We start from the raw sequence: 13,632 nt of genomic DNA on the forward strand, positions 1-13,632 counted from the left end.
GCGGCGCGGCGGGCGCGGGAGGGACGCGGCGGACGCACGGGGCCGCCCTGCTGCACATAGCTCTCCGGCAAGCGGATGTTGCGTTCTTTTTCACGGTCGCGCATGCGGCTCCCTCCTTTCCCCCTGTGTGCCGATTAGACGTTATTGTTTCCGCTTTTGTTTCAGCGGCATACGGTTGCCGTTCGCATCCACAACGACCGTGTTGTCCAACTGTTTTTTCAGCGAGCCCTTCATGGCGTCGATGTACTCTCTACGCAACGAGGCCTGCTCCGCTTTTTCTTCAGCGGTAAGCCCTTCGGGCGTACGGCTCTTTTTGGCCAGCGCATTGATGCGCGCGATCTTTTCGTCCGTCATAGCCTGTTCCTCCTTTTTCAGCGCTCCGGCAGCGTTTCTGCGGCGCGGAGCACAGGGTGTTCAATTGATTTTCAATAGCATCCGTGTACAGAAGCATCAGCGCACGAAATGCGCATGGCCGCGGCTGTGGTCGGTTTGGGGTAATTATAGCACAAATACAGATTTTTTGTATGCTTTTAACAAAATTGTAAGAACTGTTTTTACACTTCCCTCCCGGAAAAAGAAATATGCGGCAGCCCTTTTGCAGCGGGCCGCCGCATATTTCTTGTGAAAGGAAGTTCATGAAAAAGAAGTTGGCTTGTTATAATCTATATAAACCCGCAGGCAATGCCGCGCGGGAATGGCTTTGGCCGCCGGGCGGCGGCTTTGCGCGGCCCGGCTTGGAAGAAAAAGGCTTTGGCGGCCTGTGCCGCCGCGCGCTTTTGGCGGAAGACTTCTTCCGCCCGCGCATATCAAAGAGCGTTCGGCTCCTTTTTATCTATATTCGTGCCGCTCTTTGTGGCATGCTTTTAGTATAGAGGGAAGATGTGAACAAAGTTTGATAGAAACTTTAACCTTTTTGTAATATTTGATGAATAGGGCTTGAAGTGATACAATATCAGACAGGAAAGGAGGCGGTGGCATGGCTGTGAATTATCAGCTGGAGCTGGAACGTGAACTGCAGAAAAACGAGGGCAAAACGCCCCGCCTGCTGCTGCACTGCTGCTGCGCGCCCTGTTCCAGCTATGTGCTGGAATATCTTTCGCCCCATTTTTCCATCACGGCGCACTACTACAATCCCAACATCGACACCCCGGAGGAATACGCCCACCGCGCGCGGGAGCTTTCCCGCTTTGTGCAGGAGATGCCTCTGCCCGGCGCGGTGGATGTTTTGGCGGAGCCTTACACGCCCGCAGAATTTTACGCGGCCGTGAAAGGACTGGAGGACATCCCCGAGGGCGGGCGCCGCTGCTATGAATGCTACCGGCTGCGCCTGCGCCGCGCCGCACAGGCCGCGGCGGCGGACGGATACGATTATTTCACCACCACGCTGTCCATCAGCCCGCACAAAAACGCCGTTTGGCTGGGTGAACTGGGAGAAGCGTTTGCCGCGGAGTATGGCGTGCGCTGGCTGCCTTCGGATTTCAAAAAGAAAAACGGCTTCAAGCGCAGCACCGAGCTGGCCGCCCGGTACGGCCTGTACCGGCAGGATTACTGCGGGTGCGTGTTCTCCCGGCGCGAGGCCGAGGCCCGCGCGGCGCGCAAAAGCGCGCAGAATAAACATGGCGCTTAAACGGGCCCGCAGACATTGAGATGTATCGTTTTGCGGTACAAAAAGCTCCGGCTGCAGAGAAATGCAGCCGGAGCTTTTAATTGTATTTTTCGGCCGTCCCGCTCTCACAGCGGGAACAGGGGCAGTTCCTCCAAAAAGATGATGTCCCCGCGCCCGGCCGCTTCTCCCTCGGCCAAGATCGCCGCCTTTGCCACGATCTCCGCACCGGCCTTTTCCAGCAGGCGCTCAATGGCGCTCAGGGATTCTCCTGTGGAGATCACGTCATCCACAATGGCCACGCGCCTGCCCTTTACGGCCAGCGCGTCCTTGCCGTCCAGACACAGCGTCTGCGCCTTCTGAGTGGTGATGGATACCACTTCGTCTACCAGCGGTTCCGCCATATAGGGTTTCACGCTTTTGCGCGCCACGATATAGTACGGCAGCCCCAGCAGACGGCTGACCTCGTGCACCAGAGGGATGCCCTTGGCTTCAGCTGTGACAAGATAATCCACCTTGGGCAGCTTTTGCGCCAGCAAGGGCGCGGCGGCTGTTACCAGCTCACAGTCGCCCAGGATGACGAAGCTGGCGATGGCCAGCTCCGGCGAGATGGGAATGATGGGCAGCTGGCGCGTTACGCCCGCCACATTCAGCTCATAACAATCAGACATAAATCCAATTCCTTTCTCTGCACGGCTCGCGCGCCGCCTGTTACAGGCCCAGCCCGGCCCCGAACAACAGCTTGAGGGCGATGCCCGCCAGCATGCCGAAGAACGGGTCTGTAAACGCTGTCACGCCCATGGTAACGCCCGCTACGATGGTATCTCCCGCACCTGTGCCCGCGAAAGCCGCCGCCGCGTTGCCCGGCACCGTCACCACCGCGCCCAGGATGAGCAGAAAGCCCGCGATGGACTGGCTGGGCACGTATTTACCGATCTTGGGCAGCAGGCCGCAAAACAGAATGACGGCCATGATGCCCATCATCAGCACACCCGCCGTAACGGGATGGGGCGCGCCCGCCGTTGCGGAGATGATCGCCTCCACAGGCGCGCCGCCGAACAACGCGCTCACCGCGTCGGCCAGGCCGGAATAGATCGTAAGATGGTCCACATTCTGCGAGGCGCCCGCGATGCCGCCCGTGATGGAGCCGAACGCGATGTTCGCGCCCACGGTCAGGCAGGCCAATGCCAGCGCACCGCGCAGTACGCTCAGGTTAAAAATGGGTTTTTCCAGCTTCAGGCGGCCCATTTTTTCCGCCGTGCCCACGCCGCCGCCGATGTCCTGTCCGGCCAGCTTCGCCGCCGCGCTGGACACCACCAGCGAGATGACGATGGTATACACCAGATTCTGTCCCAGAAAGAAGTAGACCAGCACCGCCGTAACCACCGAGGTAATGCCAACCAATTTGTTTTCCTTCATCATGCCCAGCGCCAGCTTCGTCAGCACCAGGCCCACGCCCGCCATCATGGCGTTCAGCACGGTTTCGCCCGCAAAGTTCACAATGGCCGTAAGCAGCCCGCACGCGCCCAGCGCAGCCATCGTCACGCCTGCGAAGAATACCATCGAAAGGCGCTCGCGCATGTTTTTGCCCATCGTGCCCGCCAGCACGATCGTCTCGGCCTGGAAAGAGATCGGAGCCACCGAACCAAGCAGCAGGCAGCCGATAACGCCCACGCCAAACCCCAGCGCCGTCGGCACCGAGGCAAAGCCCATGGAAAGCGCCAGCAGCCCCTGCGGGATGCCGTTGAGCACGACGCCGATCGCCGCAAGGATATCCTGTAAAAATTCCATATCCACACACCTGTTTTCTTTATTTGGCCTTTCCCGCACGGGAACAGCCATTTTCATTATAACGGCGCGTGTACGGGCGTGCAAGCATTTGGCAAAAAAGCGCAGCTTTTGTCACGCAAAAAACTGCGCGGGGGCCTTGTTCAGCGCTTTAGGAGCGCGCCTCCGGCCGCCGCATCCACCAGCCAGGTGAAGACAGCCGCATGGTCCGGATGCTCGGGCGCAAGATTCTCCGGGTGCCACTGTACGCCCAGCGCAAGGCCGTCCGCGCTTTCCACCGCCTCCACAAGGCCGTCCGGCGCGTGTGCCGCCGCCGCAAAGCCCGGCGCAACGTCCCGCACCGCCTGGTGGTGAAACGTGTTGCACTCGTGCTGCCCCGGCCCCATGATACGCGCCAGCAGGCTGTCCGGCGCCAGCGTCAGGCTGTGGAACAGTTCGCCGCGCGCCGCACTGTCCTGATAATGGCAGATGGCCGCCCGGCACTGCGCGGGGATGTCCTGCCACAGCGTGCCGCCGAATGCCACGTTCAGCACCTGTGCGCCGCGGCAGATGCCCAGCAGCGGCTTTTTATGCTGCGCCGCGGCGCGGCACAGCGTCAGCTCCACGTTGTCGCGCAGGCGGTCGGTGCTGGTGAGCTGGGGCACCGGGCTCTGGCCGTAATAGGTGGGCGCAACGTCGCCGCCGCCCGGCAGCACAAAGCCGCCGCACAGCGCCAGCCACTGGGCCATGCCCGCGCTCACGGCGTCGGGCGTGGCGGGCAGCAGCAGCGCAAGGCCGCCCGCGCGTTCCACCGCGCGCACGTAATCGTGCCCTGTGGTATAGGCGGGGTGCACCTCCCGCGTGCAGGCCGCGATGATCCCGATTACCGGCTTCATGCTTTCACGCTTCCCTTCGGCGCGGCGCAGGCTCTTCGCCCGCACGCACACATACTCTCTATTGCTTTATTCCATTGTTGTTGGCCTTGTGTCAAAGCCTCTGTTGGCGGCGTGTTGGAACGCGCCGGAACAGCCTTGAGATAACAATGTGTTGGCAAGCGCGGAGGCGCTTGCCGGCCAACCGGTAAAAAGCCCGTCGCCATGCCGTTTCCGTCGTATGGGGCAGCCGGCTTTCGGCCTGTTGGCAAGCGCGGTTTTTGCGTGGTCGCCGGCACGGCTTCGGTATGTTGGCTTGCCCGCGCGCCGCGTGTGAGCCGTGGGCTACCTTCCATGTCGATTTTCCCGCCCGCGCCATCCGCCTTTCAAGCGCGCCGCAAGCGCTTTTTTACCATCAGCCGAAGGGATGCACCACACCCGTGTTTCCGCTGCTCTGGGGCGTGGAGGAAGCTCCGCCCGCATCTGGCGTGCCCGAGCCGCCGTCCCCGGCGGGCTGGCTCACGGATGCATCTGTTCCCGGCACGGAAGCCGGCTCTCCGGAGCTGGCACTGGTACTGATACTGGTGCTGCCGCTCACAGGCAGCGCGCCGCCCGCGCCGTTCCCGCCGCCCAGTGAAAAGTGTGTGAAGAAATACCAGCACGCCACGGCCAGCGCAACCAGCAGCACGGCCAGCACCGCGATGGGCGCGGCATATTTGCTGGAGCGGCGCTTTTTCAGCGGTGCGTTCCAGTCAAAATCAGAGTTCGCCTTGAACATCCGCGCCCGGTCCACAGGCTGCTTCTGCGCCAGGCGGCGCACCATGTCCAGCGCCGACAGCGCCACCACCTTACCCGCGCCCTCGCCGTTCTTGATGCGCTTGATATACACATAGCCCCGGTGCGCCACAGCCAGGTAAACCACCTCGGCTCCGGTGCCCATGCCCACGCTGGCAACGCCGAAATCCGCATGGGCGAACCGGGCGGCCGCCGCCGCGCGTGCCGCCGCGATCTGCGGCGCATTGCCCTCCTCGGCATATTTGTAGACGGCATTCTTGATCTTCGCCACAACGCGGGAATCGTTGTAGCTGCCGTCGCCGAAATCAAATACGCTGGGGCCGCGCTTGGTGTGGGAGAATTCCTCCGCCAGCAGCGCGCCCGTGGCGGGGTCCGCCGCAGCGATGGTGGATTCGCTCTGGATCAGCTCGCCCGCCGTAAAATACGCAAGGCTTCCCTTGCCCCGGCCGTAGGCCGCGGGGCCCAGCGCCAGCTCGAACTGCTCGGCCACGTTCTCCGTCAGCTCGGTGGCGGCGGCCTGGGCATACGCGCGCGCCGTCACAACGATCAGCACCTCGCCCGCCTGCCCGTACAGATTCAGGCTGGTGTCCTGCATGTGGGCCAGCTGCTTTGCTGTCTGCTTGAGCGCGTTCATGTCGGGTTCAAACGTGCGCACGACCAATTGCTTTTCCACATTCTTCTCCATAGGTTGCATGCTGTGTCCTCCTTGCCGCCCCGCCGGGATCTTTGCCGCCGGGCCGCTTTTTTATTTTTTCACGCCGGCTCCGGCGGTTCTGGTATGCTGCATGCGGGCGCTATACGTCCCGCGCAGGCGCGCCTTTCTGCATCAGATGGGCCGGCTCCTCCGCCGGGAAGGCCGTGCAGGCCGGCTGCGGCAGGCCCAGCGCCAGGCGGCGCACCATCTCCAGCGCGTGCTGCGTGCTGGACAGACGCACCACCTCGCGCGTGCGGCCCGTGATAACGAGCTTCTGTACATAGACGGTATCGGCGCTGCAAGCGGCCAGATACACAAGTCCCACGGGCTTTTCCGGCGTGCCGCCGCCCGGCCCCGCGATGCCTGTGATACCCACGCCGAAATCCGCCCCGGCGGCTTTGCGCACACCCCGGGCCATCTCGGCGGCTGTCTCGGGCGATACGGCGCCGTATGCCTCCAGCGTTTCATGCCGCACGCCCAGCATTTTTTCCTTAATATCGTTTGCATAGGTGCACGCGCCGTAGGCGAACACACCGCTTGCGCCGGGCACGGCCGTGATGCGCTGGGACAGCATGCCGCCCGTGCAGCTCTCCGCCGTAGCCACCGTAAGGCCCCGTGCGGCCAGCTCCTTCACCACCACTTCCTCCAGCGAATCCGCGTCCATGGCATAGACGCAATCGCCCAGGATATCGTAAAAATGCTTCGCATAGTCCAAACACATGCGCCGGGCCTCGTTCTCCGACGCGGCCTTGGCCGTGATGCGGATGACGACCTCGGCCGTCTTGGCATAGACGGCGGCCGTTGGGTTGGCGTTTTCCAGCAGATGGCCGATCCTGCTTTCCAGATGGCTCTCGCCCACGCCTGTGACGCGCAGCGTCACCGAGTGCAGCACGCTGTCGCTCATGGCAGCCAGCCAAGGCTTGACGCTGTTCAGGAACATGGGCTGCAGCTCCTTCGGCGGGCCGGGCAGCAGCACGGCATATTTGCCGGGCGCGGCCTGGTCCTCGAAGATCATGCCCGGCGCAGTGCCGTTGGCATTGGGGATCTTGCGGCCATGGGTGGGCACCATGGCCTGCTTTTTGTTGTTTTCGGGCATCGTGCGGCCCCATGCCGTGAAAAACGCGCGGATCTTCTCCAGCTCCGCTTCATCAAAGCGCAGCGTGTCGCCGAAAGCGCGGGCCACGGTCTGTTTGGTCAGGTCGTCCTCCGTGGGGCCGAGCCCGCCGGAAAACACCAGCAGGTCGCTGCGGCCGCGTGCCTGGCGCACCACGCTTTCCAGCCGGGCGGGATTGTCGCCCACCACTGTCTGAAAGTGCACGGTAATGCCCAGCGCCGCAAGTTCACGGCTCAAAAACTGCGCGTTCGTATTCAGGATATCGCCCAGCAGCAGCTCGGTGCCGACGGCAATGATCTCAGCTTCCATATTCGTCATCCCCTGGTTTGCAGAAAATAAAGAGACCCGCTCACAGGTTCACATACACCACTTCAGCCTGCGCCGCGGCCTGTGCCTCCAGCTCAGCCAGCCCCGGCATGCCCGCCTCCGCGGCCTCGATCTCATCCAGATGGGGCTTCGTTTTCGGGTGGGGCGGCGTGAAGATGGTGCAGCAGTCCTCATAGGGCAGGATGCTCGTCTCGTAGGTGTCGATCTTCCGTGCGATGTCGGTGATCTCCGTTTTGTCCATGCCGATGCACGGGCGCAGCACAGGCAGGCTCTGGGCCGCGTCCGTGCAGGCGATGGCCTTCAGCGTCTGGCTGGCCACCTGGGCCAGGCTCTCGCCCGTGACAATGGCGTCCGCGCTCTCTTTTTCGCACAGAACCCTGGTGATGCGCATCATGCTGCGGCGCATCAGCACCGTGAACAGGTCCTCGGGAGCGTTGTCGCGGATATGCTCCTGCGCGGCGGTGTAGGGCACCACATATACGTTCAGGTTGCCGGTATAGGGCGTGAGCTTTTTGGCCAGCGTCAGCACCTTCATGCGGGCGCGCTCGCTGGTATAGGGCGGGCTGGCGAAATGCACGCAGGCCAGCGAAAGGCCGCGCTTCGCCATCATATACGCGGCCACCGGGCTGTCGATGCCGCCGGACAGCATCAGCGCCGCCTTGCCGGAGGTGGACACCGGCAGGCCGCCCGCACCGGGCTTTTTGCCGCCGTGGACATACGCCGCAAAATCGCGGATCTCCACCGTCACGTTCACGTCCGGGTGGTGCACGTCCACCTTGAGGTGGGGATACGCCGACAGCAGCACGCCGCCCAGCTCCCGGGCGATCTCCATGCTGTCCATGGGGAACGTCTTGTCCGAGCGCTTGGCGCTCACCTTAAACGTCTTTGCCGCCCGCAGCGCGCCGCACAGGTATTCCTTCGCGGTGTCCGCAATGACAGCAAAGTCCTTGGGGCACACGGCTGCGCGGCTGATGGCCGCGATGCCGAAAATTTTGCCGATGCGCTCCTCCGCCGCGTCGATGTCCTCATCGCCCGCAGGCTCCGCGTACATCGTGCTCTGCGCCTTGTAGATTTTAAAATTCCCCAGGGATTTCAGGCGGCGGCGCATGGTCTTGAGCAGCACGCTCTCGAAGGTGGCGCGGTTGAGCCCCTTCAGCGACATTTCGCCCTGATAGGCCAGAATGATCTCTTTCATATTCTGCAAAATTCCCTTTCGTTAAAGTAAAGGCGGCCGCCCTTACGGGCGCTTCCACAAGAAAACAAAGCCGCGAGTTTCTGCCGGGCGGGCGCGTCCGCCCCCCGTCAGCGGCGTATTTTCGCCAACGTACGCATGCCCTCGGCCAGCGCGTCCAGCAGCGCACGCACATCCTCCGGTGTGCTCTCGCCGGAAAACGAGACGCGCAGTGCGGTGTCCACACGGCTTTTCGGCAGGCCCATGGCCGTCAGCGTATGGCTGGCCTCGCCTCTGCTGCATGCCGAGCCGCTGGATACATACACATCCCGGCTCTCAAGGAAATGGAGCATCGTCTCGCTTTTGACGCCCTCCACCGAGAAATTCACAAGTTCGGGCAGCGCGTCCGCCGGGCTGTTCAGCACAATACCCGGCATTCCGGCCAGCGCGTCCCGCAGCGTTTTATTCAGCGCCGCGATGCGCCCGGCGCGGCCTCCGTCCGCCAGCATCCGTTCAATAGCCCTGGCCATGGCGGCGATATAGGCCACGTTTTCGGTGCCCGGACGACGCTTCTGTTCCTGCCCGCCGCCCAGAAACACGGGGGCCAGATTGTAGCCGCGGCGCACATACAGCGCGCCCACGCCCTTGGGCGCGTGGATCTTATGCCCGGACACCGCGTAGCTGTCGATGGCCGTTCCGTTCAGCCGCTGCGGGACCTTGCCCCACGCCTGTACGCCGTCGATGTGTACGGCCGTGCGGCTGTTTTTTTCCTTCACCGCTTTGGCCAGCGCGGCCACGTCCAGAATGGAACCGACCTCATTGTTTACATGCATGGCTGTGACGAGGGCTGTTTTGGAGCCGACGGCCCGTACCAGCGCCCCGGCGTCCACATGGCCGGAGGCGTCCGGCCTCACGACGGTGACGCGCCAGCCCTCTTTTTCCAGCGCGGCCACGGGGTTCTGCACGCTGGGGTGTTCGTAGCCCGTGACGACAATGTGGTCCGCCCAGGCGGCGCGCGCCTTCACCGCGCCCAGAACAGCAAGGTTATTGCCCTCGGAGCCGCAGGCCGTGAACACGATCTCCCCCGGCTGCGCGCCCAGGGACGCGGCCACCGTTTCCCGCGCGCCGGACAAAACGAACTCGCTCTGCGCGCCGGGCGCGTACAGCGAGGACGGGTTGGCGTAATGGGCGCGCAGCACCGCGTCCGCTGTGTCGGCCACGGCGTCGGCCACGCGTGTGGTGGCGGCGTTATCCAGATAATGCAAAGGCAAAGCCTCCCAAAAACCATATATAAAATTATTATACTACCAAACAAAGTGCAAGGCAACGGAAAGAAAGAAAAAACAGCGGCCTGTGAGGAAAAGAACACAGGCCGCCGTCATCGGCATATTGACGCCGGAGGGCGCCGCCTCTTCCAAAAATCATCCCATTGCATCGGGCGGCGTCCACATCCGGATATACTGCAGCTCCCCGCTGCCGGCAAACACGGTCTCCGGCGCGGCGAGGGCATAGGACCGGCGCATCCCGCCCCACGGGTCCTCCATTGCCGCCACCGGCACCAGCCATAAACCGCCGTTCGTCCGGGCCAGCGGCAAGGCCGCCGTTTCCCCGCCCGTATACGGTTCTTCAGCCCGCAGCAAAACTTCGCGCAGCTGCCCGTCCCGCACATCGATCAAATAGGCCGGGACACAGCCCGCGCCGCTTGTGCTGAAAGCACCCGCCCATAAATACGGTTCCTGTTCGCCGCAGCATGCCGGAAGTATATCATGAAGACCAAAGTCCAGCCATGGTACGGAGGCCGACGGCCGGAACGAAGCCAGCGCCCGCTGCGTACCGTTAAAAATATCCCGTTCCAAAAGTGTTTTCAGAGAGGCGTCCCCGTCATCATCCTGAATGAACATCTGGTACAGCTTGCCGTCCCGCACATACATGCCGCCAAGATAGCCGTAGCCATCGTACTCCCCATACCAATCCATCTGCGGGCTGCCGAGGCGCATCCGCGTGCCTGCGGCCAAATCATACTGCACCAGCCATTCGTCCATCTGCTGGCCCCGCACCTGCTCTGCCTCGCCGACAGCCACGCCGGGATAAACGCCGTCATCCAGCGGATATTCATAATGCCGCATGAGGAAGCTGCTGCCGGACACGCCCAATATACTGTCTCCGCCTGTCTCAAATACCGTATATTCCCCGGTGGCCAGGTCTACCCGCACGCCGCCGGAGACATTTTCGCTATGGTCGTAATAGCTTCCGTACAGCGCTCCGCCGTCCGTGTAGGAGAAAGAATCGCTGTACACCTCCCAGCCCTGGGGGAATTCCATCACCCTTTTGCGCCGGGCGCCGGAAGCGTCCACCACGTCGATATAAGCCGCGGCCGCCGATGAGGCTGCGTTTTGTACAAACCACGTCCCATACACGGAGCCCATCAGGTAGACGTTCCCGCCAATGGCCGCAACCGCTATATTGTTTCCCTCTATGTACGCCGGGCACGCGGCGTCACTGTGGCCGCAGCCCGGCACGCTGCACAGCGGCGCCTGCGTCAGCGTAGCGTAATCCGTACGTAAAAGCATGGATACGCGCCGGGTAAGGCCGTCCGGCCCGGCGGCGTTCTCGGCCAGCACAGCCAGTTCGTAATAAGCGTCGCCGCCGTTGCTTCCCGTTCCATAGCCGCTCCACTGCACAGTGTCCAGCACACCTACGGCGAACGTGGGCGCGGGCGGCTCCTGCACCGTTTGGGAGGAGGCCGGCGCGCCGGAGGAAGGGGCGTTGGGGGCGGGCGCGCATCCTGCCAGCAGCGCCAGGACAAGGCACAGTGCAAAAATCCGCTTCATCCCATCGCCTCCTCTTCCGGCTGCTCCTCCTGCAGCCGCGCCGTGTCCGCATCCGCTTGTCTGAATGCCCCCGCGCCGAAGGAACGCTGATATTCCTGCCAGCCGCGCACGGTGCTTTCTTCCACGGACGCCGCGCTCAGGCTGAAATACATACGCTGCTGGTCGCCTCCGGCTTCAAATGTATAATCGGGATATGCAACATAAAACCCGCTCTGGCAGGCGAGCAGCAGCCCGGCCGAGGCGGAATACAGACCGTTCTCTGCATATTTCGTACCCTCCGGCCCGGCCCAGTCTGCCAGGCTGTCCATGCCGAGGTATGTTTTGTAGGCCGCGAGCACCGCCGGCGCGTCGGGCTCCGGCAGGCCCGCCCACTCCTCTGCCGTACCCCAGAGCCCCACCACCTTTTGGGACTGGCTCTCCACAGTGACGCCAATGATATAATAGCCCAGATTTTCATCCCGACGGCCATAGCTTATGTAGTTGACAAAGCCCAGGCTATCCTCGCTCTGATACGTGGACAGTCCAATCTGATCCATAAAATAGGCGGCCCACTCCTCCGGCAGCACGCCCGCCGACGCCAGTTCCTCCACATGGAAGAGCAAGCCGTCCGGCTCGACATAATACATGGAATCCGGGCTGGTTCCCGCCCGCTGGTAACCGCTCAGGCTTCCGCGCCGGCTGTATTTTTTCAGCACCCGCGTTAAATACATATCCTCGCCCGTAAGCGCCAGCGCGCCCGCTTTCTGCGTGCGCGCGTGCGGCTGGGCCAGCAGCCCCGCGTCGCCCAGCCACAGCGTCAGGGCGGGCACGGCCGAGAGGGCCAGCGCCAAAACGCCCGTGCACAGCACCGCGGCCGCGGGGCGCGCGAACCATTTCTTCCATTTGTTCACACTGCCGCGCCTCCTTCTTTGCCGTCTGCCGCAGGCAGGCGCACCGTCACCGCGGTGCCCTCCCCTTCAACGCTTTCAATTTGCAGCCGCCCGCCGTGCAGCGCGGCGATCTTCTCGCACAGGGCCAGCCCCATGCCGCTGCCGCCGCCCGCCCGCGCGCGGGATTTATCCACCATGTAAAACGGCTCCGTCACACGCGCCAGCGCCGCGGCCGGGATACCGCAGCCGGTGTCGCGCACCGTCACGTCCACGCCCTGGCCTTCCGCCGCCGTGTGCCAGCCGATGGACACGCGGCCGTCCTTGGGCCTGGCACGGGCCGCGTTCTGCACAAGATTGTAAAGCAGGTCCACCAGCAGATCGGCGTCGCCCCGCACCCGCACGCCCGGCGCGGGCTGGAACACCGGCTCCACCGGCGCAACGGACGGCCCCAGCGCCGCCCTGGCGCGTGCGAACACGCGCTCCAGTTCCAGCGGCTCCAGCGCGGGCGCCTGCTCCCGCAGGCCCAGCAATTGCAGCAACTTTTCCGAAAGCGCCTCCACGCGCCGCGCTTCACTGAAAATATAGTTCGCCGCCCGCTGCTGCTGCTCCGGCTCGCACTGCATGCTGCGCAGCGTGTCCGCATAACCGATGACCGCCGTCATCGGCGTTTTCAGCTCGTGCGTGAACGCGGACATAAAGTCCTCGCGCTGGCGCACCGACAGCTCCAGCGCATCTACCTTTTCCTGCACGGCGGCCGCCATAGCGTCAAAGCTTCGGCTCAGCACGCCGATCTCGTCCCCGCCCGAAAGGCCCGTGCGCTCGCCGTACGCGCCGCCCGCAATGCTTTCGCTCGCCTGTGTCAGACGCGCCAGCGGTTTTGTCAGCCAGCGGGACAGCAGCGCGATCATCGCGCCCGCGCACACCAGCACCACCAGTTCCATTTCCCAGAAGCGCAGCAGCGCACGGTCCCGCGCGGCGAACACGCTGGTCACGTCGTGTCCCGTCAGCAGCGTGACGGGCGGATTGCCCACGGTCTCCACCTCCGCCTCGAACAGCATATACGTCCTGCCGCCGTCCCGGTGCATGCGGTAAGTATCCGTCTGGCCCGTAGGGCCCTCGTCCCAGGGAAACGAGGTATACACCGTGCGCAGCGCCGCGGGCTGCCGCTCTGCATCGGAAGCCGCCTGTGCTTCCGTTTCCGTCTCCGCCGCGGCGGAGGACGTCCCGCCCTGTGCCGCCGCGTCACCGCGGTACAGGGCCACCAGCTTTCCGCCCACATAATCCTCCAGCGAGCTGCCGTAGCGCGCCAGATGGCTGTCCGTCACGGTCTCGCCCCGCGCGGCCACGTCCAACAGGTCGGATTCCAGCGCATAGCATTGCAGCAGATGCTGCACCTCCGCCTGCTGGCCCGCCTCGTTCAGAGCATCGTCGAAGTTTCCGGCCAGTACCACCGCGCCCCCCAGCGAGAGCGCCATGGCCAGCACCAGAAGCATGGCCAGCGTCAGCTTCTGGGCAAAGCCCAGTGCACGGAGCGTCTTTCCGGCGCCGCCTGCCGGGCGGGCCGCGCCGCTTTCCGCCGCCTGCGCGCC

13 protein-coding genes are annotated in these 13,632 nt (G+C 63.6%); 2 read left to right on the top strand and 11 right to left on the bottom strand.

What is annotated here, in order from left to right:
* Positions 1 to 141: 141 nt before the first annotated feature.
* On the bottom strand, positions 142 to 354 hold the full coding sequence (locus IIY41_RS07075) for a DUF896 domain-containing protein (RefSeq protein ID WP_009325111.1): 213 nt from the start codon (positions 352 to 354) through the stop codon (positions 142 to 144).
* Between the two features lie 227 nt (positions 355 to 581).
* On the opposite strand from IIY41_RS07075, the gene IIY41_RS07080 reads away from it, so the two are divergent.
* Positions 582 to 872, top strand: a complete 291-nt coding sequence (locus tag IIY41_RS07080; protein ID WP_287400188.1) for a hypothetical protein — start codon at positions 582 to 584, stop codon at positions 870 to 872.
* A gap of 104 nt (positions 873 to 976) precedes the next feature.
* Positions 977 to 1,627, top strand: coding sequence for an epoxyqueuosine reductase QueH (locus IIY41_RS07085; protein WP_155200713.1), 651 nt, complete (start codon positions 977 to 979; stop codon positions 1,625 to 1,627).
* A gap of 104 nt (positions 1,628 to 1,731) precedes the next feature.
* Here the strand turns inward: IIY41_RS07085 and IIY41_RS07090 are convergent, their stop codons facing one another.
* The 10 genes from IIY41_RS07090 to IIY41_RS07135 form a co-directional block, all read right to left on the bottom strand.
* Positions 1,732 to 2,274: a phosphoribosyltransferase family protein gene (locus IIY41_RS07090; protein ID WP_009325114.1), complete on the bottom strand. Its 543-nt coding sequence runs from the start codon at positions 2,272 to 2,274 to the stop codon at positions 1,732 to 1,734.
* Between the two features lie 40 nt (positions 2,275 to 2,314).
* Positions 2,315 to 3,394 carry a SulP family inorganic anion transporter gene (locus IIY41_RS07095; RefSeq protein WP_009325115.1) on the bottom strand — a complete coding sequence of 360 codons (1,080 nt, stop codon included), beginning with the start codon at positions 3,392 to 3,394 and terminating at the stop codon, positions 2,315 to 2,317.
* A 140-nt stretch (positions 3,395 to 3,534) separates the two neighbouring features.
* Positions 3,535 to 4,266, bottom strand: a complete 732-nt coding sequence (locus tag IIY41_RS07100) for a gamma-glutamyl-gamma-aminobutyrate hydrolase family protein (protein WP_134109272.1) — start codon at positions 4,264 to 4,266, stop codon at positions 3,535 to 3,537.
* 391 nt (positions 4,267 to 4,657) lie between these two features.
* Positions 4,658 to 5,731, bottom strand: coding sequence for a hypothetical protein (locus IIY41_RS07105; RefSeq protein WP_009325117.1), 1,074 nt, complete (start codon positions 5,729 to 5,731; stop codon positions 4,658 to 4,660).
* 100 nt (positions 5,732 to 5,831) lie between these two features.
* The gene (locus IIY41_RS07110) at positions 5,832 to 7,154 is read right to left on the bottom strand and encodes a competence/damage-inducible protein A (protein ID WP_009325118.1); all 1,323 of its coding nucleotides are present in this window, start codon (positions 7,152 to 7,154) and stop codon (positions 5,832 to 5,834) included.
* A gap of 40 nt (positions 7,155 to 7,194) precedes the next feature.
* Entirely contained in the window at positions 7,195 to 8,367 is a 1,173-nt protein-coding gene (thiI, locus tag IIY41_RS07115; protein WP_009325119.1) for a tRNA uracil 4-sulfurtransferase ThiI, read from the bottom strand.
* A gap of 107 nt (positions 8,368 to 8,474) precedes the next feature.
* Positions 8,475 to 9,608, bottom strand: a complete 1,134-nt coding sequence (locus IIY41_RS07120; protein ID WP_243134003.1) for a cysteine desulfurase family protein — start codon at positions 9,606 to 9,608, stop codon at positions 8,475 to 8,477.
* Between the two features lie 156 nt (positions 9,609 to 9,764).
* Complete coding sequence (locus IIY41_RS07125; RefSeq protein ID WP_050004699.1) at positions 9,765 to 11,174, bottom strand: hypothetical protein; 1,410 nt, start codon at positions 11,172 to 11,174, stop codon at positions 9,765 to 9,767.
* A complete protein-coding gene (locus tag IIY41_RS07130; protein ID WP_050004700.1) occupies positions 11,171 to 12,064 on the bottom strand; it encodes a hypothetical protein in 894 nt (297 codons plus the stop codon). The genes IIY41_RS07125 and IIY41_RS07130 overlap by 4 nt, the downstream gene beginning before the upstream one ends.
* Positions 12,061 to 13,632 (bottom strand): sensor histidine kinase (locus IIY41_RS07135; RefSeq protein ID WP_287400189.1); only part of this gene is annotated, 1,572 nt, incomplete at its 5' end. The genes IIY41_RS07130 and IIY41_RS07135, both read right to left, overlap by 4 nt.

The organism is Ruthenibacterium sp. (assembly GCF_017421385.1).
Lineage (GTDB): Bacteria > Bacillota > Clostridia > Oscillospirales > Ruminococcaceae > Ruthenibacterium > Ruthenibacterium lactatiformans.

Coding starts and splice junctions, on each gene's coding strand:
- IIY41_RS07095 (WP_009325115.1), bottom strand. CDS start 3,394: ATGGAATTTTTACAGGATATCCTTGCGGCGATCGGCGTCGTGCTCAAC.
- IIY41_RS07075 (WP_009325111.1), bottom strand. CDS start 354: ATGACGGACGAAAAGATCGCGCGCATCAATGCGCTGGCCAAAAAGAGC.
- IIY41_RS07100 (WP_134109272.1), bottom strand. CDS start 4,266: ATGAAGCCGGTAATCGGGATCATCGCGGCCTGCACGCGGGAGGTGCAC.
- IIY41_RS07110 (WP_009325118.1), bottom strand. CDS start 7,154: ATGGAAGCTGAGATCATTGCCGTCGGCACCGAGCTGCTGCTGGGCGAT.
- IIY41_RS07125 (WP_050004699.1), bottom strand. CDS start 11,174: ATGAAGCGGATTTTTGCACTGTGCCTTGTCCTGGCGCTGCTGGCAGGA.
- thiI (WP_009325119.1), bottom strand. CDS start 8,367: ATGAAAGAGATCATTCTGGCCTATCAGGGCGAAATGTCGCTGAAGGGG.
- IIY41_RS07080 (WP_287400188.1), top strand. CDS start 582: ATGCGGCAGCCCTTTTGCAGCGGGCCGCCGCATATTTCTTGTGAAAGG.
- IIY41_RS07105 (WP_009325117.1), bottom strand. CDS start 5,731: ATGCAACCTATGGAGAAGAATGTGGAAAAGCAATTGGTCGTGCGCACG.
- IIY41_RS07085 (WP_155200713.1), top strand. CDS start 977: ATGGCTGTGAATTATCAGCTGGAGCTGGAACGTGAACTGCAGAAAAAC.
- IIY41_RS07090 (WP_009325114.1), bottom strand. CDS start 2,274: ATGTCTGATTGTTATGAGCTGAATGTGGCGGGCGTAACGCGCCAGCTG.